This is a genomic window from Neptunicoccus cionae (assembly GCF_014643735.1).
GTDB classification, from domain to species: Bacteria; Pseudomonadota; Alphaproteobacteria; order Rhodobacterales; family Rhodobacteraceae; genus Amylibacter; species Amylibacter cionae.
In genome coordinates this window covers 55,765-71,641 of record NZ_BMKA01000007.1, presented here as the reverse complement: position 1 = coordinate 71,641, position 15,877 = coordinate 55,765, and the positions used below count along the sequence as shown (strand labels likewise).

Annotated in this window: 16 protein-coding genes; 5 read left to right on the top strand and 11 right to left on the bottom strand. The window is 59.2% G+C overall.

Annotated features, from left to right (window positions below; translation table 11 throughout):
* Nucleotides 1-4 precede the first annotated feature (4 nt).
* Nucleotides 5-916 carry a DMT family transporter gene (locus IEX10_RS17325; RefSeq protein WP_188678265.1) on the bottom strand — a complete coding sequence of 304 codons (912 nt, stop codon included), beginning with the start codon at nucleotides 914-916 and terminating at the stop codon, nucleotides 5-7.
* 4 nt (nucleotides 917-920) lie between these two features.
* On the bottom strand, nucleotides 921-1,604 hold the full coding sequence (mnmC2, locus tag IEX10_RS17320) for a tRNA (5-methylaminomethyl-2-thiouridine)(34)-methyltransferase MnmC2 (RefSeq protein ID WP_188678263.1): 684 nt from the start codon (nucleotides 1,602-1,604) through the stop codon (nucleotides 921-923).
* 57 nt (nucleotides 1,605-1,661) lie between these two features.
* Here mnmC2 and IEX10_RS17315 point away from each other — a divergent pair, with 57 nt between their 5' ends.
* Nucleotides 1,662-2,741, top strand: coding sequence for an NAD(P)/FAD-dependent oxidoreductase (locus IEX10_RS17315; RefSeq protein WP_188678261.1), 1,080 nt, complete (start codon nucleotides 1,662-1,664; stop codon nucleotides 2,739-2,741).
* 3 nt (nucleotides 2,742-2,744) lie between these two features.
* Here IEX10_RS17315 and IEX10_RS17310 read toward each other — a convergent pair whose 3' ends face one another.
* Nucleotides 2,745-3,560, bottom strand: a complete 816-nt coding sequence (locus tag IEX10_RS17310; RefSeq protein ID WP_188678260.1) for an HTD2 family dehydratase — start codon at nucleotides 3,558-3,560, stop codon at nucleotides 2,745-2,747.
* Nucleotides 3,561-3,627: 67 nt separating this feature from the next.
* Between IEX10_RS17310 and IEX10_RS17305 the strand changes: the two genes are divergently transcribed.
* Nucleotides 3,628-4,029 carry a VOC family protein gene (locus IEX10_RS17305; RefSeq protein WP_188678258.1) on the top strand — a complete coding sequence of 134 codons (402 nt, stop codon included), beginning with the start codon at nucleotides 3,628-3,630 and terminating at the stop codon, nucleotides 4,027-4,029.
* Nucleotides 4,022-4,771 carry a sulfite exporter TauE/SafE family protein gene (locus tag IEX10_RS17300; RefSeq protein ID WP_188678256.1) on the top strand — a complete coding sequence of 250 codons (750 nt, stop codon included), beginning with the start codon at nucleotides 4,022-4,024 and terminating at the stop codon, nucleotides 4,769-4,771. Before IEX10_RS17305 ends, IEX10_RS17300 begins: the two co-directional genes overlap by 8 nt.
* 15 nt (nucleotides 4,772-4,786) lie before the next feature.
* Here the strand turns inward: IEX10_RS17300 and rnr are convergent, their stop codons facing one another.
* The 5 genes from rnr to IEX10_RS17275 are packed head-to-tail and all read right to left on the bottom strand — an operon-like array spanning nucleotide 4,787 to nucleotide 9,948.
* On the bottom strand, nucleotides 4,787-7,009 hold the full coding sequence (gene rnr / locus IEX10_RS17295) for a ribonuclease R (RefSeq protein WP_188678254.1): 2,223 nt from the start codon (nucleotides 7,007-7,009) through the stop codon (nucleotides 4,787-4,789).
* Nucleotides 7,010-7,066: 57 nt separating this feature from the next.
* On the bottom strand, nucleotides 7,067-7,636 hold the full coding sequence (locus tag IEX10_RS17290) for a TIGR04282 family arsenosugar biosynthesis glycosyltransferase (RefSeq protein WP_373287545.1): 570 nt from the start codon (nucleotides 7,634-7,636) through the stop codon (nucleotides 7,067-7,069).
* Nucleotides 7,637-7,653: 17 nt separating this feature from the next.
* On the bottom strand, nucleotides 7,654-8,070 hold the full coding sequence (locus IEX10_RS17285; protein WP_308420717.1) for a GNAT family N-acetyltransferase: 417 nt from the start codon (nucleotides 8,068-8,070) through the stop codon (nucleotides 7,654-7,656).
* Nucleotides 8,070-9,221: a succinyl-diaminopimelate desuccinylase gene (dapE, locus tag IEX10_RS17280; protein ID WP_188678250.1), complete on the bottom strand. Its 1,152-nt coding sequence runs from the start codon at nucleotides 9,219-9,221 to the stop codon at nucleotides 8,070-8,072. The genes IEX10_RS17285 and dapE overlap by 1 nt, the downstream gene beginning before the upstream one ends.
* Nucleotides 9,222-9,273: 52 nt before the next feature.
* Entirely contained in the window at nucleotides 9,274-9,948 is a 675-nt protein-coding gene (locus tag IEX10_RS17275; protein ID WP_188678248.1) for an RluA family pseudouridine synthase, read from the bottom strand.
* 105 nt (nucleotides 9,949-10,053) lie between these two features.
* On the opposite strand from IEX10_RS17275, the gene IEX10_RS17270 reads away from it, so the two are divergent.
* Both IEX10_RS17270 and IEX10_RS17265 read left to right on the top strand, forming a co-directional pair.
* Entirely contained in the window at nucleotides 10,054-10,464 is a 411-nt protein-coding gene (locus IEX10_RS17270) for a nuclear transport factor 2 family protein (protein ID WP_188678246.1), read from the top strand.
* 110 nt (nucleotides 10,465-10,574) lie between these two features.
* A complete protein-coding gene (locus tag IEX10_RS17265) occupies nucleotides 10,575-12,050 on the top strand; it encodes a matrixin family metalloprotease (RefSeq protein ID WP_188678243.1) in 1,476 nt (491 codons plus the stop codon).
* Nucleotides 12,051-12,095: 45 nt separating this feature from the next.
* Here IEX10_RS17265 and IEX10_RS17260 read toward each other — a convergent pair whose 3' ends face one another.
* From IEX10_RS17260 to IEX10_RS17250, 3 genes are read right to left on the bottom strand one after another with little or no spacing between them, the layout of a single operon-like run.
* Nucleotides 12,096-14,543 carry a GcvT family protein gene (locus IEX10_RS17260; protein ID WP_188678241.1) on the bottom strand — a complete coding sequence of 816 codons (2,448 nt, stop codon included), beginning with the start codon at nucleotides 14,541-14,543 and terminating at the stop codon, nucleotides 12,096-12,098.
* Complete coding sequence (locus tag IEX10_RS17255; RefSeq protein WP_188678239.1) at nucleotides 14,540-14,998, bottom strand: pyridoxamine 5'-phosphate oxidase family protein; 459 nt, start codon at nucleotides 14,996-14,998, stop codon at nucleotides 14,540-14,542. The genes IEX10_RS17260 and IEX10_RS17255 overlap by 4 nt, the downstream gene beginning before the upstream one ends.
* The gene (locus IEX10_RS17250; protein ID WP_188678237.1) at nucleotides 14,995-15,867 is read right to left on the bottom strand and encodes a homocysteine S-methyltransferase family protein; all 873 of its coding nucleotides are present in this window, start codon (nucleotides 15,865-15,867) and stop codon (nucleotides 14,995-14,997) included. Before IEX10_RS17250 ends, IEX10_RS17255 begins: the two co-directional genes overlap by 4 nt.
* Nucleotides 15,868-15,877: the final 10 nt, after the last annotated feature.

Here is a 15,877-nt window from a genome sequence, read left to right as displayed (position 1 = left end):
CGCGTCAGGTGCCTGTGGTCCCCGACACTGTCTTGGCGCGCAAGGCCGCCCGCCGCGCACGGTTCTCCCGCCAGAGCGTGAAAAGCCCCGCCGCAACAATGATCGCCGCGCCAATCGCGGTAGAAAACGGCAGGTGCTCTCCGAAAACCAGAACCCCGATGAAAGACACGAACACCAGCTGCATAAAGGCGAAAGGTTGCACCACGCTCGCCTGCGCCATTTCATAGGCTTTGATCAGCAGATAATGCCCCAGCGCACCAGTCACACAAAGCACCGCCATCCAGATTTGATCCTCGGGCAGCATCGGTTCCCAAAAGAAGGGACCGATGGCTGTCATAACGACAAAGCCGCTGATTGCCGTCCAGAAAAAGCTGGTCTCTGCACTGTCTTTGGCGGCTGCCATACGGGTCAGAAGGTGATACAGCGCAAACAATAATGCCCCCGCAAAAGACACAAGCGACAGCGGCGAGAACACTTTCACACCGGGTTGCAGGATGATCAGCATTCCAACAAAACCGACACCGATCGCCGCCCAGCGCCGCCAGCCGACCTTTTCCTTCAGGACCGGACCGGACAGGGCCGCAATCAGCAGGGGATAGACCGCGAAAATGGCATGAGCCTCGATCAGGCCGAGCAGGGTGAACGACAGGATCGTTACAAGAATTTCTACCGCCAGTACGAAGCCGCGGAAGAACTGGAAAAACGGCTGGGTTGTGCGCGCATCCCCGAACAGACTGCCGCTGCGGATACGGGACACCGCCATCAGCACCAGCAAGATGAACCAATAGCGCACCATCACAATCATAAAGACGTTATAGGTATCCGCCAGATGGCGAGAAATACCGTCCTGCGCCGCAAACACGAAAGTCGCAGCAATCATCAGCCAGATACCGGCGCGCGGGTTGTCTTTGGTCATCGTTCTATCCGGATTCGAGGGAACCTCGGGTCATGTGGCGCTTGCGGCCGTACCCTTTGACCCTTGTGACGGCAAACCCGCCGGATGCCAAGGCCCGACGCACGTGTCCAGCGGCGGTATAGGTGGCAAAACTGCCAGCTTTCGCGGTGTGCCGTGCCACTTCTGCCATCAGTGCCTCCCCCCAAAGTTCGGGGTTCTTCGCTGGTGAAAACCCGTCGAGGAACCACGCATCTGCCCTCCCCGACCAGCGCGGTAGGGTTTCGCGGGCGTCTCCGGTAACGATTTCTGCGTGCAGTGTCTCGCAGTGAAGCTGTCCTGCGCCGTGATCCCAAGCCCGTGCAAACCGCGCGGCATAATCCGCCAGCTCCGGCCAAGCCGCCTGCGCCTGTGCAATATCTGCGGGGGCCATTGGGAAAGCCTCAAAGCTGGTGTAGCGCAGTGGGGTTGTCTCGCCCGCATCTTCCCACGCCTTCCACGCGCACAGCAGGTTAAGTCCGGTGCCAAAGCCCAGTTCGGCAATGTGAAAGCCCGCCGCAAACCGATCTGGCAGATCGTTCCCCGCAAGAAACACATGGGCGGTTTCCGCGATGCCGTTTTCCAAAGAGAAATAAGGATCGTCGAACTGCGTCGCTACGGGGATTTTCCCGTCCCGCCAGCTAAGCTGTGCATATTCATTCTGGTCGCTCATACCCGATTGCTTTAGGTCAAGCGCCAGACGAAAGAAAGCCGGGATAGGGGTGATCGAATGCGGGTAATTGTTGTGGGGGCCGGAATCTGGGGGCTGGCCAGCGCCTACGCCTGTGCGCTACGCGGCGACACGGTCACGGTCTATGAGGCTGGAGAGATCGGCAGTGGAGCCAGTGGCGGGATTGTCGGCGCGCTTGCCCCGCTGGTGCCGGACCTTTGGACGCCGAAGAAACAGTTCCAGCTGGAATCCTTGCACAGCGCAGAAGATTTCTGGTCGGAAATTGACGGAACCTCCGGCCTGCGCTCCGGCTATGGGCGTATCGGGCGGTTGCAACCGCTGCAAACCGAACGCAGCCGCGAACTGGCCGAGGCCCGCGCGCAGGAATCCCGCACGCTCTGGCGCGGGCAATACCACTGGACGCTGCAACCCTGCCCCGAACTGATCGCCCCAGAAGCGGCACCGCTGGGGGTGATCCACGACACCCTCTCCGCACGCATCTTTCCGGCACAGGCCGCCCGCTCGCTGGCCAAAGCCTGTATCGCGCGGGGTGTGAGGATCCTAGAAAACCACCCTGTCGCAAGCGTCCATTCCGGCGCGATCATCGGCGCTTTTGGCACTGTAGAAGCGGACGCCGTCATTCTGTCCGCCGGATCGCAAGGCTTTCGCCTGATGGCCCCCTATGTGCCCCTACACGAAAAAACCGGCGTCAAAGGGCAAGCCGCCTTGCTAGACGCGGATCTGGTCGGACAGCCACAGGTTTATGCGGGCGGTGTCTATGTGATCCCCCATGAAAACGGCACGGTCGCAGTGGGATCGACTTCGGAAACAAGCTGGGATTATCCCGAACCCGATGAAAAACTGGACCCCGTGATCGCGCAGGCCCGTTCCATGATCCCCGCACTGGCAGACGCCCCCGTTCTGCAACGCTGGGCCGGTATCCGACCAAAGGCGCGGCGGCGTGACCCGATGGTGGGGAAACTGCCGGAACTGGAACGGGTGTTTGCAGTATCGGGCGCGTTCAAGATCGGGTTCAGCCTCGCCCATAGTCTTGGGACGGTCATGGCCCAAATGATCCGCGACGAACCCTACGCCATCCCCAACAGCTTTACCGTAGACTGGCATCTGGCGGGCGGCTGACCCCTAACCTGCTGTCGCGCTCATACACATGCGCCCGTCGGGTCCGCGCACCCAAAGCGCCAGCCCGTCTTCCCCTTCAGGGCGCGCGCAAAAGGTCGCTTCTTCAAAATCAAACAGCGGCGCTGTGGCGCGAAAGGAAAAGCTGGACAGTTCCCCCAACATGCTTTCGGCAAGGTTCACCAGCATCTGCGCAAGGATCGGGCCGTGAACCACCAGCCCGGCATAGCCCTCGACCTCCTTCGCATAATCGCGGTCGTAGTGAATGCGGTGGCCGTTGAACGTCAGCGCGGAATAGCGGAACAAATCGGTGGCCGAGAATTTGCGGCTTTGGCTGACGGTCTCATCTGTGGGCGCAACAGGTGGAATAGGTTTTGGCGCATCCGGCGCGGCCTCTGCACGGTAGAGCAGGGACTGGGTTTCAGACAGGCACAGTTCGCCCCTTTGGGTGATCCTATGTTCCAGCGACACCACAGCCAACTTGCCGCTGCGGGCGTCTTTTTCCTGAACGTCTGTAATCGTCGTGCGCTTCACCGCAGGTTCGCCAAGCCGGATTGATGCGTGAAATTCCAGCGCGCCGCCTGCCCACATCCGTCGTGGCAAGCCAAGGTTCGGGATGAAATCCCCCGTGCGGGGATGCCCGTCGCGGCCCAGATCGGCAGGGCGTTGCGGCTCCCAGAAATAGGCGTAATGCCAAAAGGGCGGCAGCGCATCGCGGGCCTCTGGCACAGGGCCGGACAGGTCCAGCGTAGCCTTCATCGCAGCCGCGCGCGCCGGATCGAGTGTATCGGAGATTTCGACAGTTCTACCAATTGCTTCCATAACCTGTTCTTCGCCCGATTGAGCAGGTATAGGCAAGGGGTGAATTTATTAAGACGGCGGATATTTTATGACGAAACCGGAACTTACAGGCTTGGACCATCTGGTCCTTACAGTCGGGGATATGGATGAAACCGTTGCCTTTTACACCCGAGTGCTGGGGATGACAGAGACGCAATTTACCGTTGCAGACGGCAGCATCCGCAGTGCATTGGCTTTTGGCCGCATCAAGATCAACCTGCATCCGGCCGATGCGCCCTTTGCCCCCCATGCCCGCACACCGGCGCGCGGCTCTGCCGACCTGTGTTTGCTTACAAACGCGCCGCTGGACGATTGGATCACGCATCTGCAGCACTGCGAGGTAGCGCTTCTGGAGGGGCCGGTTCCCCGCACCGGAGCACAGGGTCCGATGAGTTCGGTCTATCTGCGTGATCCGGATGGCAACCTGATCGAAATCGCCTCCTATGACTGACCTTTTTGCGGTTCTGGATATTGGTCTGGGCACGTGGTTCGCCTGTTTCTGCGCGGTGACACTTTCGTCCTTTGTGCAGCGCCTGTCCGGTCAGGCGTTTGGTATCGTTGCCGCACCGCTGATTGCGCTGGTGGCGCCCCAGTTTCTGCCCGCGGGTTTGCTGCTGCTGGGAATCTCTGTCGGTCTGACCTCTACTGCGGTGGATATTTCCGCGATCAACAAGGCCGAGATCATTCCCGGTTTCTTTGGCCGTGCGCTTGGCGCGGTGCTGGCGGCGATGGTGGCGGCGCAGATTACGGACGTGGACATGATCGCTGGACTGACAGGTCTGGTGGTGCTGGCTGGCATCGCGCTCAGCTTGTCGGGCATCCGTGTACAGATCCGCCCGCTGTCGCTGACACTGGCGGGCATCACTGCGGGATTAATGGGCACGATTACAGCTGTCGGCGCACCGCCCATGGCGCTGTTGTACCAGCACGAACCTGCCAAACGCTCCCGCGCGATGCAGAATGCGTTCTTCTTCTGGGGCATGTGCGTATCAGTGCTGGCCCTTGCGTGGCAAGGGCTGGTGACAGGGCGGCATCTTATCTTCGCCCTGTCCCTGATCCCTGCAATTGTGCTGGGTCTATCGGCGTCCATGCCGCTGGCCAAACGGATGGAGCGTAAGGCCCTGCGGCCCTATGCGCTCGGCCTGTCTGCTATTGCCGCCATCACCCTGATCCTGCGTCTGCTGCTAAGCTAAACCGCGCGAACTCCGTCACCGTTTCTTCTTCTTGCGCCCCTTAACCAGCTTGCGCTTTTTGCTGGGCGCTCGACGGCCACTGTCGCCTTTGGGCATGGGTTTGCCGCCCACTTCGATCAGCTCCAGCAGCAATCCACCCGTCATAGGGGCAGCTTCGGCCAAGCGCACAGTTGCAGGCATCCCAACCGAAATCACCCGACCAGAACGATCCCCTTTTAGTGATTTATTCTCGTGATCGTAGACCCAGTATTCACGGCCCAGATTAGACAATGGGATCATCCCGTCCGCGCCGGTTTCATCCAGCTTTACGAACAAACCAAACCGCGCGATGCCGGATACGCGACCAGAAAACTCGTTCCCGACCCGTTCGGACAGGAAAGCCGCAAGGTAGCGGTCCGTGGTGTCCCGTTCCGCCAGCATAGAACGCCGTTCGGTTTGGGAAATCCAGTCGCCGGTGTCAGACAGACCTTCCGCATCTTCGGGGCGCAACCCGTCCTCGCCCCAGCCATGGGCCGTGATCAGCGCACGGTGGACCAGCAGATCGGCATAGCGCCGGATCGGAGAGGTGAAATGCGCATAGCGTTTCAGGTTCAGACCGAAATGGCCGAAATTATCCGTACCGTAATAGGCCTGCGTCATCGAACGCAGAACCGTCAGGTTGATAACCTCCGCATCCTCTGTGCCTGCCGCCGCATCCAACAGCTTGTTTAGGTTCGCGGTCTTTAGCACCTGCCCTTTGGGCAAAGTCAGACCCGCGCTTTCAGCGGTTTCGCGCAAGGATTCCAGTTTTTCGGGCGAAGGTTCTTCATGCACCCGGTACAACAGCGGCTGGCGCTTTTGTTCCAGCGTTTCAGCGGCACATACATTGGCCGTTACCATGAATTCTTCCACCAGCTTGTGTGCGTCAAACCGATCACGGAACGCAACGCTTGTGACCACGCCTTCATCGGACAGAACGATCTGGCGTTCGGGCAAATCAAGGTTCAACGGTTGGCGTTCGTTGCGGGCTTTCGTGGCGCTGGCATAGGCGGCAAACAGGTCTTTGATCGGACCCGCCAAGGGCTCGGTCGCGCTGTCGTATTTACCCTGCGATGCAGCCTGCGCCTGTTCATAGGACAGGGACGCGGGGGAGCGCATCAACCCGCGATGGAATTCGTGATGCAACCGGCGGCCCTTGGCGTTCAGCACAATCCGCACGGCAATGCAGGCACGGTCCACACCTTCATGCAAGGAACACAAATCCCCTGAAAGCGCATCGGGCAGCATTGGCACAACACGGTCGGGGAAATAGCTGGAGTTGCCCCGCTTGCGGGCCTCTTTGTCCAGTTGCGAACCGGGGCGCACGTAATGGGCCACATCAGCAATCGCCACCCAGACCACGTGACCGCCTTCGTTTTTCGGATCATCGTCAGGAATGGCGCAGATTGCGTCATCGTGATCCCGTGCATCGGACGGGTCGATGGTGAACAGCGGCAGCGCGCGCAGATCGGTCCGGTCGCCCAGCGCCACAGGCTTGGCGGCTTCGGCCTCTGCCACCACATCATCGGGGAAGTGGTCAGGGATGCCGTGCTGGTGGATCGCAATCAACGAAATGGACTTGGGCGCCATCGGATCTCCCAGACGCTCCACAATCCGCGCCTTGCCAAGTCCGGCATGGCGCTGTTTGCCGATCTGTTCGGCTTCGACCAGTTCGCCGTCCTTGGCGCCGCCAGCCTCCGCCCCCGGCACGATAAATTCACGGTCTGCTTTCTTGTCTACCGGCACCAGCCGTCCGCCCTCAGAGCCGACACGGTAAATCCCGAGAATGCGCTGCGGGCCGGAACCGATCCGCCGGATCAAACGGCCCTCGTATTTCACATCAGGGTCGTTTGACGGTGACAGGCGCAGCAGCACCTGATCGTTGGCACCAAGGGCTGGATCGCCCTTTTTGGCCATGATCAGCGCACGGGGGCCATCGCCTTCCCCGTCCCATTCCAGCGGCTTGGCAAACAGATCGCCGTTTTCATCCGGTGGCAGCACCATCATCACGGACACAGGGGGCAGCTCGCCCGCGCCTGTGTAGTTGCGCTTCTTCTTCTCGATATGACCTTCGTCGGTCAGTTCTTTGAGAATTTTTTTCAGCTCTATCCGGTCGCTGCCTTTGATCCCAAAGGCCCGCGCCACGTCCCGTTTGCTCGATTTGCCGGGGTTGTCCTTGATCCACTCTAGGACTTGTTCTTTTGTAGGTAGTTGTTTCATGTCCCTGCGATACCACGGTGCAGGGGAAAGGTCATTGGCAAAACGCTGTGCGGCGGTTTACGGCGCAGCGACTGTGGCAAGGTCAGAGGCGCGGTCCACATCCTGCAATTCCGCCACCATCGCACAAGACAATCCGCCGAGGCTTTTCAGCGTGTCGGCACGGGCAAATTCACTGCTCCAGCGCACGCCTTTGAACAAATCGCGCGGCGCGGGGCGGGCGTTTTTCAATCCGATCAGCCAGTAGCCCCCGTCAGGTGCAGGGCCAAGCACCGCATCATGATCGCCCAGCGCCTTGAACGCATCGGCAATATGGCGAGGTGTGATACCTGGAATATCAGCACCAATCACCAGCACAGGCCCCGCAACAGGGCTGCGCAGGGCACGGCCCATCCGATCGCCAAGATCACCGCCCCCCTGTGCCATACGTGGCAGGTTTGACGGCCAGAAACGGCCTTGCGCCCCCGCATGATCCGGAGACACCGCCAGCACAGTCTGCCAACGCGGGTCCGCTGACAGGCGGCGGATCAACCGGCGGGTCTGGTGGCGGAACCACCATGTGGCAGGAATTGTGCCGATGTCCCGACCCAGCCGCGTTTTCACACGGCCCGGACGGGGTTCTTTAACCATAATATAAAGCTGTGGCGTCACAGGCCCCGTTCCATCATCAGATGGGGAATACCAGCATCGTCAAACACATCCCCGTAGCTGGCATAGCCGAGCCTTTCGTAAAACGACAAAGCACGCGTTTGCGCCCCGAGGATCGCCCGCGTGGCCCCAGTCGTGCGGGCCGCATCATGGCAGGTTTCGATCAGAGCAATCCCGACCGCCTTGCCCCGATGCTCCGGCAATACACAGACCCGCCCAATTTTGGCCGTGGTGCCATAGGACAGAACCCGTGCGCAGCCCACCGGATCGCCGTTATATCGGGCGATCACATGAGTCGCCTCGCCGTCCTTGCCGTCAATTTCCTCGGCCTCTGTGACGCCTTGTTCCTCAATGAACACCTTGCGGCGCAGGGCAAAGCAACTGTCCAGATCGTCCGTAACCTCAACCCGCAACATCAGGCGAAGTAATCCGTCAGAATGCGACTGTAGATGGACTTCAACTGTTCGATCTGGGCGACTTCGACGTGTTCATCCACTTGGTGCATGGTCTTGCCCACCAGCCCGAATTCCACCACCGGACAATGGCTTTTGACAAACCGCGCGTCCGAGGTGCCCCCCGATGTGGACATCACAGGCTCCACCCCTGTCTCCGCCTTCACCGACTTGGCGATCAGCGTGGACAACTCCCCCGGCGGAGTGAAAAAGCTCTCGCCCGAAACTTTGGTCCGCATGTCAAACGAGATGTCGAACAGGCTCGCCACCCCGTCCATTTCGCGCTTCAGCCAGTTGGTCAGCGCGGTCGAAGTCCACGTGTCATTGAACCGGATGTTCACAGTGGCCTTACACTGGGCCGGAATAACATTGTTGGCCGGATTGCCGGTGTCGATGGTGGTCACGGCAAGGGTGGTCGGATCGAAATGCTCCGTCCCCTCGTCCAGCGTATGGGCGGCGAGTGTCGCCATCAGTTGCGCCATTGCTGGCAGCGGGTTCTTGGCGCGGTGTGGATAGGCGGAATGGCCCTGCACACCAGTTGCAGTGAAAAATGCCGTCATCGACCCGCGCCGCCCGATTTTCATCATATCGCCCATTTCATTCGGGCAGGTGGGTTCCCCCACAAGGCAATGATCAATCCGCTCCCCTTGTGCGTCCATCCAGTCCAGCAGCGCGGTTGTTCCGTCCAGCGCATCGCCTTCTTCGTCGCCCGTGATGGCCAACACGACAGACCCATCCGGCGGACTGTTGCGCACAAAATCAATCGCAGCGGCGGCAAAGGCGGCCACGCCGGATTTCATATCCGTAGACCCGCGCCCGTATAGAATACCGTCCTTGATTTCCGCACCGAAAGGATCAACCGTCCAGGCATCCGCATCCCCCACAGGCACCACATCCGTATGGCCGTTAAATCCGAAGGTTCGCCCATTCGCCCCCTGCCCCCAGCGGGCAAACAGGTTGGAAACGCCGCCCCGATCCACCCGCGTGCAGGTGAACCCCGCACCGGACAGCAGCTTATCCAGCAGCACCAGCGCGCCGCCTTCAACAGGGGTGACAGAGGCGCACTTCACAAGGTCAGCAGTCAGTTTAACGGGATCAATCGGTTGATGGGTCATAGGGTATTCTCCTTTGCGCACAGACCTACCCCCGCCACGGCGCGGCATCAAGTCAGGGGTTCGTAAATTCCCGTGCAAAGGCGCAAGGGGCCGCTGCGGTATAAGCCGCCCCACTTGTTGGCAGCTCACAGGTCAGTTGATAGGCATGGAGATGCAGGCGAGGGCTGCTTTCGGCCACATCAGGCGTTGCGTAGAACCTGTCCCCCACAATCGCGTGGCCGATATGGGCCATATGCAGACGCAACTGGTGGCTGCGCCCTGTCAGCGGGATCAGTTCTACCAATGTCGTCTGCGCCAGCCGCCGCATCACCCGCCAGTCCGTGCGCGAAGGTTTGCCTTCGGGATCAATTTTTTGCAACGGACGGTTCGGCCAGTCCTTCATCACTGGCGCATCAATTGTACCGCTTTCCGCTCGCGGATGCCCCGAAATTTCCGCGATGTAGGTTTTCGCCGCGCTTCGGGTTTCAAACTGCCAGTTCAACGCCCGCTGCGCCGCCGCTGTGCGGGCAAAAACCATCACGCCGGATGTGTCCATATCCAGCCGATGCACCAACCGCACCTGCGGATCTTCGGCCTGCAACCGGTTTAACAGGCTGTCTTTATGTTCGGGCAAACGTCCCGGCACAGATAGCAGGCCCGCAGGTTTGTCCACAAACAACAGATCATCGTCACGGTAAAGCACCTGCACCGGATCAGTCGGGGGCATATATTGGAACGGCGGTTTCATCGCCCCGCCATATACCCAACGCTGCAAAAGGGAAAGTTGCGCAAGGTCAGGCTTGCCCGAAAACAGATCACCCTCCTAAGCTGTCTGCAACAAAGGAGGACACCCATGCACCCGACCATAGAAAAATTCACGGAAGTTGCCAGCAAAGGCGACGAAGCCGGAATGCTGACCATACTGGCCGATCAGGTCGAATTCCGCCCCCCCACCTACTTCGCCACTTGGACCGGCAAGGAACCTGTGGCTGCTGTGTTGGGCCATGTGGGGCAAGTGTTTGAAGATTTCAAATACCGCCGCGTAATGGGCGAAGGCAAAGATTGGGCGCTGGAGTTCCAGTGCAAGATCGGGGAGCTCGACGCTGTTGGCGTGGACCTGCTGACGCTGGATGACGAGGGGAAGATCATCAACTTTGAAGTCGTGATGCGCCCCTATAAATCCATCGGTGCGCTGAAGGACGCGATGATGGCTCGGGTCCAGACAGACGCCCGCTTTCTGGAGTTCCGCAACGCGCTGAGCTGAGTTTCGCCAGCCGAACAACTGGCAGGTGACACGCGGACCATTCCTGCCCTATAGATCTTGGGACGGCGGTGCATATCGCGCACCGCCCTAAATAAAATTCAGGTATTATTATGGAAATTTCAAACGAAGTTCTCTCGCTTCTTGGCACTGACATAGACCGCCGCTGGAACATCGAAGCTCCGCTTGGCACTTCTGTGGTTGTCACTTACAGCTTTCCCGCAGAACAAAACGCCTATGACACCGACGAGCGGCCCGGTTTCGCCGGCTTCACGGAAAGCCACATCGCCCATATCGAACAGGCGCTGACCACTTGGGGCGATGCTTCGGGGATTGATTTCGTGCGCGTGCCGGAAAAGATCGGTGGTGACATCCAGATGGCCATGTTTGACATGACAGGAAACCTGAATTCTGTCGGCAATCAGGTCTCCGGTTGGGGGTATTACCCGCAATACAGGTACGCAGAGTTCGTGGACGGCGAATGGCTACTAGAGAACACCCACCACAATATGGGCGGCGATATTTTCATGAACGCCAATTTCTATCAGGCAGATGCCAATTCTATGGCCCCGGGCATTCGCGGGTATTCGATCCTGATCCACGAAATCGGCCATGCCATCGGTCTGAAACACCCGTTCGAACGCGAACCCGTGATTGATGACGCCTATGACAGCGGCATTTACACCGTGATGTCCTATGACCGCTCCCGCTCCACCACCACACTCGGCACTTTGGATATCGAAGCGACCCAACTGGTTTATGGCACCGCCGATTTGCAGGCCCGATGGGTTGGCAAATACAAAGCGGTTGAACAGTCCGGCACGAACAGCGGCGAGTGGCTTTTGGGGCGGGACATCAATGATATTGTGATTGCCAAAGGCGGTAATGATGTGATCCGCACGAAGGAAGGCAACGACCGCATTTATGACGGTTTTGGCAATGACACGGTAGATGCAGGTGCCGGCAAGGATTTCGTTTTCGCAGGCGCTGGCAAGGACAGCTTTGACGGCGGTGACGGGGTAGACACCCTGTCCTACGAAACCGCGCGGGGCGTGATGGTTAATCTGGCCACCGGCGCTACGGGGCGCGGTGCCAAAGGCGACAGCGTTACCGGCTTTGAAAAGCTGGAAGGCTCTGACAAGGGCAAGGATAAACTGACCGGCACCGAGGGTAAGAACACGCTCAAGGGGAACGGCGGCAACGACAAACTGTTCGGTCTTGGCGGACGTGACCTGCTTGACGGGGGCAATGGTGCGGATCGTCTTTTTGGGGGTGCAGGCCATGACAAACTGATTGGCGGCGCTGGCAAAGACCGGATGTCCGGTGACCGCGGCAAGGACAAGTTGGAAGGCGGCAGTGGCGCGGATATCTTTGTCTTTGCGCCGGGTTTTGGCAAGGATGTCATTCTGGATTTTGAGGACGACAAAGACACCATCGACCTGACCGGTTTCGGTTTTGATACAGTCGAAGAGGCTCTGACCCGTGCAAATCAGAACGGCGATGACGTAGTGATCAAATTCCCCGCCCGCACCGTGCTGACGGTTCGCGACACCACGCTCGAAGCGCTGGCTGATGACCTGATCGTATAAACCGCGCGCAGGCACCCCGTTTGCGGGATGCCTGATGTGATCGGGTTACGCTTTGGCCCGCTCGCCTTTCGGGTCATACCAAGGGCGGGTTTGGGCCTCGGCCGCAAAGCGCACACCGGCGACTTCGATCTCAAAACTGGACCCGAGAAGCTGGTCCAGCGTTTCGCCCTTACACGGCACATAACCCATCCCGATCGCCGCGCCGAGCGTGTGCCCGTAACTGCCTGACGACAGATACCCGACAATTTCGCCGTCCCGAACAATAGGTTCGTTATGATAGAGCAACGGTTCAGGGTCTTTCAGGCGGAACTGCACCATGCGCGCGTTCAAGCCCGCCTCTTTCTTGGCCAGCACCGCATCGCGGCCGATGAAATCGGGTTTGGAGGTTTTCACCGCAAACCCCAGTCCAGCCTCAAGCACGTGATCTTCGCAGGTGATGTCATGACCAAAGTGGCGAAAGCCTTTTTCCAGGCGGCAACTGTCCATCATATGCATCCCGCACAGCTTTAGCCCCATATCCTGCCCCGCCGCGTGCAACGTGTCAAACGCGTGACCCGCCATATCGGAAGACACGTAAATCTCCCAGCCGAGCTCCCCCACATAGGTCACGCGATGCACCCGTGCCAGCCCCATGCCGAGTTCGATCTCTTGCGCCGTGCCGAAAGGGTTAACAGCATTAGAAAAGTCGTTGGGAGAGACCCTTTCCAGAAGTGCACGGCTGTTCGGTCCCATCACCGCCAGCACACCTTCACCTGCTGTCACATCAGTAATCACCACGCGGAAATCGCCAGTGTGGCGTTCCATCCATGTCTGATCCGCCAGTCGTGTCGCTGCGGGTGTCACCACCAGATAGGCGGTTTCGGACAGTCGAGTGACGGTCACATCTGCCTCAATCCCCGCACGACTGTTCAGGAACTGCGTGTAGACGATCTTGCCCACAGGCACCGAATAATCCCCGCCCCCGACATAGTTCAGGAACACCTCGGCATCCGGCCCTTCCACACGGATTTTCCCGAAGGAGGACATATCATACATCCCCACGTTTTCACGAATGGCGCGGTGTTCGGCAGCGGAATTTTCAAACCAGTTCTGCCGCTTCCACGAATATTCGTATTCCGCCTTCTGCCCTTCATTTGCAAACCAGTTGGCCCGCTCCCATCCGGCGATTTCGCCCATCACAGCGCCCTGTTCCAACAGGTGATGATGGAACGGCGTGCGCCGCACCCCACGCGCCGTAGCCTTCTGGCGATAGGGGAAGTGATCCGCATAGAGCAGCCCCAGCGTTTCCTTGGAGCGTTCAAACAGATAGTGTTTGTTGCCCTGAAACGGCTGCATCCTGCTGATGTCTACATCCCCGAGATCAAAGGGTTTCTGCCCTTCATCCATCCATTGCGCCAGCGCCATGCCCGCGCCACCTGCCGACTGGATACCGATGGAATTAAAGCCCGCCGCGACCCAGACATTGTCCATCTCTGGTGCCAACCCCAGATGATAGGCATCATCGGGGGTAAAGCTTTCCGGACCGTTAAAGAATGTGTGAATTCCTGCCTCAGCCAGCATCGGTATACGTTCGCAGGCGGCTTCTAGGATCGGCTCGAAGTGGTCGAAATCCTCGGGCAGTTGGTCAAACTCGAAATTGTCGGGGATGCCGTTCATGCCCCAAGGTTTGGAATTCGGTTCAAACGCGCCCAACAGATATTTGCCTGCATCTTCCTTGTAATAGGCGCATTCGTCGGGCACCCGCAGCACGGGCATCTGGGTCAGACCGGGGATCGCTTCGGTGACGATATAGAAGTGTTCGCAAGCATGGAGCGGCACGTTCACCCCTGCCATACGGCCCAGTTCATGCCCCCACATGCCACCGCAATTCACCACCATATCCGCCTTGATATGGCCGCTCTCGCCATCCTCTGCCACCCAGTCCACGCCAGTGATTTTCCGGCCCTGTTTGCTCATTCCCGTGACTTTGGTGCGTTCAATCACGCGGGCACCGCGATTGCGCGCACCTTTGGCCAGCGCCAGTGCGATATTGGCCGGATCGCCCTGCCCGTCCAGCGGCAGCCAGACACCCGCCTTTACGTCGTCAATGTTGAGGTGTTCGTATTTGGCTTTCACCTCGGCGGGCGAGATTTCTTCAACCTCAACCCCGAAGGCCCGCGCCATGCTGGCTTGACGAAAGATTTCCTCGCGCCGTTCATCGGTCAGGGCAACGGTGATCGAACCGCAGCGCTTAAAGCCTGTGGCCACGCCTGTTTCCGCTTCCAGATTGCCGTACAATTCCTGCGAGTATTTCGCCAGTTTGGTCATATTTGCCGTTGCGCGAAGCTGCGCAATCAGCCCTGCCGCGTGCCATGTGGTGCCGCTGGTCAACTGCTTGCGCTCCAGCAGAACCACATCCTTCCAGCCCAGTTTGGTCAGGTGATAGGCCACGGAACAGCCGATCACACCGCCGCCGACAATGACCACGCGGGCCTGATCCGGTACATTGCTCATGGGTAGAACTCCGCAAATTTGGTCTTGTAGGTGGCGATCATTTCAGCTTCGGTTGCGCCGTCATCATAGGGTGGTGTGCTCAGGGGTTTTGCCTCTGACACAGGAATTTTCACGATCACATTGATCCGCGCTGCCAGATCACCCCACAGGGTTTCCCAATGGCCGATCAGCGTATCAAATTCCTCCGTCCCACGCCGCACCATCTGCGCTTCGCCGCGCACCCGCACACCTTTGCGGGTGAATTGATCCACGAAGTTCACTTCCAGTTCGGGCATGTTGGTCAGATTGGTTATGGTCTGCGGCGAACGGATTTCACCAAAGGCAATGGTTTGTTCGTCCAGCACCACGAACGTGCCTTTGGGTGAAACATTGGGTCGCCCCCCTGCTGTGACCGTGGCCACGAAACCAAGGCGCCACATTTCGATGGTTTCAATCGCTGATTTGGGCAGTTTCATCCTGCAAACCTCCGGCTGAGTTCGGCAATATGGTCTGGTCCGACCTCGCAACAGCCACCGATTATGGTTGCGCCAAGGCTGACCCATTCCGCCGCAAAATCGGCGTATGCCGCTGGCCCCAGATCGGTGCGTGCTTGCAATCCATCCACTGTTCCGCCGGGCTGTAAGGCCGAAATTGACGTGAACCCGTTGGCGTATGCGCCGAACCGAACGCCCCGTTGTGCCACCAGTGGCAGGGCAGCGCTGATCGCTTCGGGGATGGAGCAGTTCAGCAGGATCGCCGCCGCCCCCAGCCCCTCTACCGCGTCGAGCGCCTGTTCCAGTGGCTCGCCTGACCGCAACGTGTTGCTGGCATCATCAGCCACCGATAGGCCCAGCCAGACCGGAAGACCGGTTTCCACGGCTGCGGTACAGGCCGCCGTTGCCTCGGCGATGGAGGACATGGTTTCGCATTGGATCAGATCCACATGATCCTTTTGTACCGCCACGATTTCTTGGTAACGGCGCAAATTGTCTTCAAAATCCGGCGACAGGTCAGGACGATAGGATGCCCGCAACGGCGGCAGACACCCTGCGATCTTCACCGAAGGATCAATCCCGTCCCGCGCCGCCTTGGCCAGCGCAATCGCCCGTTTTTGCAGCGGCTCGAACCAGTCCGGCTTGCCGTCCCGCGTCAACCGTTCCGGTGTAGCGGAATAGCTGTTGAGCGTGATCACCTGCGCACCGGACCTGATGAAATCCTCGTGCAGGCCTTGCACAATTTCCGGTTCATCCATCAGCACCTTAGCAGACCACATAGGGTGGGCCGGATGGGCCGATCGGCGCAGCAGTTCCTGCCCCATGCCACCGTCAAGAATTGTAATCGTCATCGTAATCTCC

What these genes read in the sequence shown, in the direction of transcription:
- dapE (WP_188678250.1), bottom strand. Translation starts at nt 9,221, where the DNA reads ATGACCCATCAACCGATTGATCCCGTTAAACTGACTGCTGACCTTGTG.
- IEX10_RS17310 (WP_188678260.1), bottom strand. Translation starts at nt 3,560, where the DNA reads ATGGAAGCAATTGGTAGAACTGTCGAAATCTCCGATACACTCGATCCG.
- IEX10_RS17275 (WP_188678248.1), bottom strand. Translation starts at nt 9,948, where the DNA reads ATGAAACCGCCGTTCCAATATATGCCCCCGACTGATCCGGTGCAGGTG.
- IEX10_RS17285 (WP_308420717.1), bottom strand. Translation starts at nt 8,070, where the DNA reads ATGTTGCGGGTTGAGGTTACGGACGATCTGGACAGTTGCTTTGCCCTG.
- IEX10_RS17250 (WP_188678237.1), bottom strand. Translation starts at nt 15,867, where the DNA reads ATGACGATTACAATTCTTGACGGTGGCATGGGGCAGGAACTGCTGCGC.
- rnr (WP_188678254.1), bottom strand. Translation starts at nt 7,009, where the DNA reads ATGAAACAACTACCTACAAAAGAACAAGTCCTAGAGTGGATCAAGGAC.
- IEX10_RS17260 (WP_188678241.1), bottom strand. Translation starts at nt 14,543, where the DNA reads ATGAGCAATGTACCGGATCAGGCCCGCGTGGTCATTGTCGGCGGCGGT.
- IEX10_RS17270 (WP_188678246.1), top strand. Translation starts at nt 10,054, where the DNA reads ATGCACCCGACCATAGAAAAATTCACGGAAGTTGCCAGCAAAGGCGAC.
- IEX10_RS17290 (WP_373287545.1), bottom strand. Translation starts at nt 7,636, where the DNA reads ATGGTTAAAGAACCCCGTCCGGGCCGTGTGAAAACGCGGCTGGGTCGG.
- IEX10_RS17315 (WP_188678261.1), top strand. Translation starts at nt 1,662, where the DNA reads ATGCGGGTAATTGTTGTGGGGGCCGGAATCTGGGGGCTGGCCAGCGCC.
- IEX10_RS17325 (WP_188678265.1), bottom strand. Translation starts at nt 916, where the DNA reads ATGACCAAAGACAACCCGCGCGCCGGTATCTGGCTGATGATTGCTGCG.
- IEX10_RS17300 (WP_188678256.1), top strand. Translation starts at nt 4,022, where the DNA reads ATGACTGACCTTTTTGCGGTTCTGGATATTGGTCTGGGCACGTGGTTC.
- IEX10_RS17305 (WP_188678258.1), top strand. Translation starts at nt 3,628, where the DNA reads ATGACGAAACCGGAACTTACAGGCTTGGACCATCTGGTCCTTACAGTC.
- mnmC2 (WP_188678263.1), bottom strand. Translation starts at nt 1,604, where the DNA reads ATGAGCGACCAGAATGAATATGCACAGCTTAGCTGGCGGGACGGGAAA.
- IEX10_RS17255 (WP_188678239.1), bottom strand. Translation starts at nt 14,998, where the DNA reads ATGAAACTGCCCAAATCAGCGATTGAAACCATCGAAATGTGGCGCCTT.
- IEX10_RS17265 (WP_188678243.1), top strand. Translation starts at nt 10,575, where the DNA reads ATGGAAATTTCAAACGAAGTTCTCTCGCTTCTTGGCACTGACATAGAC.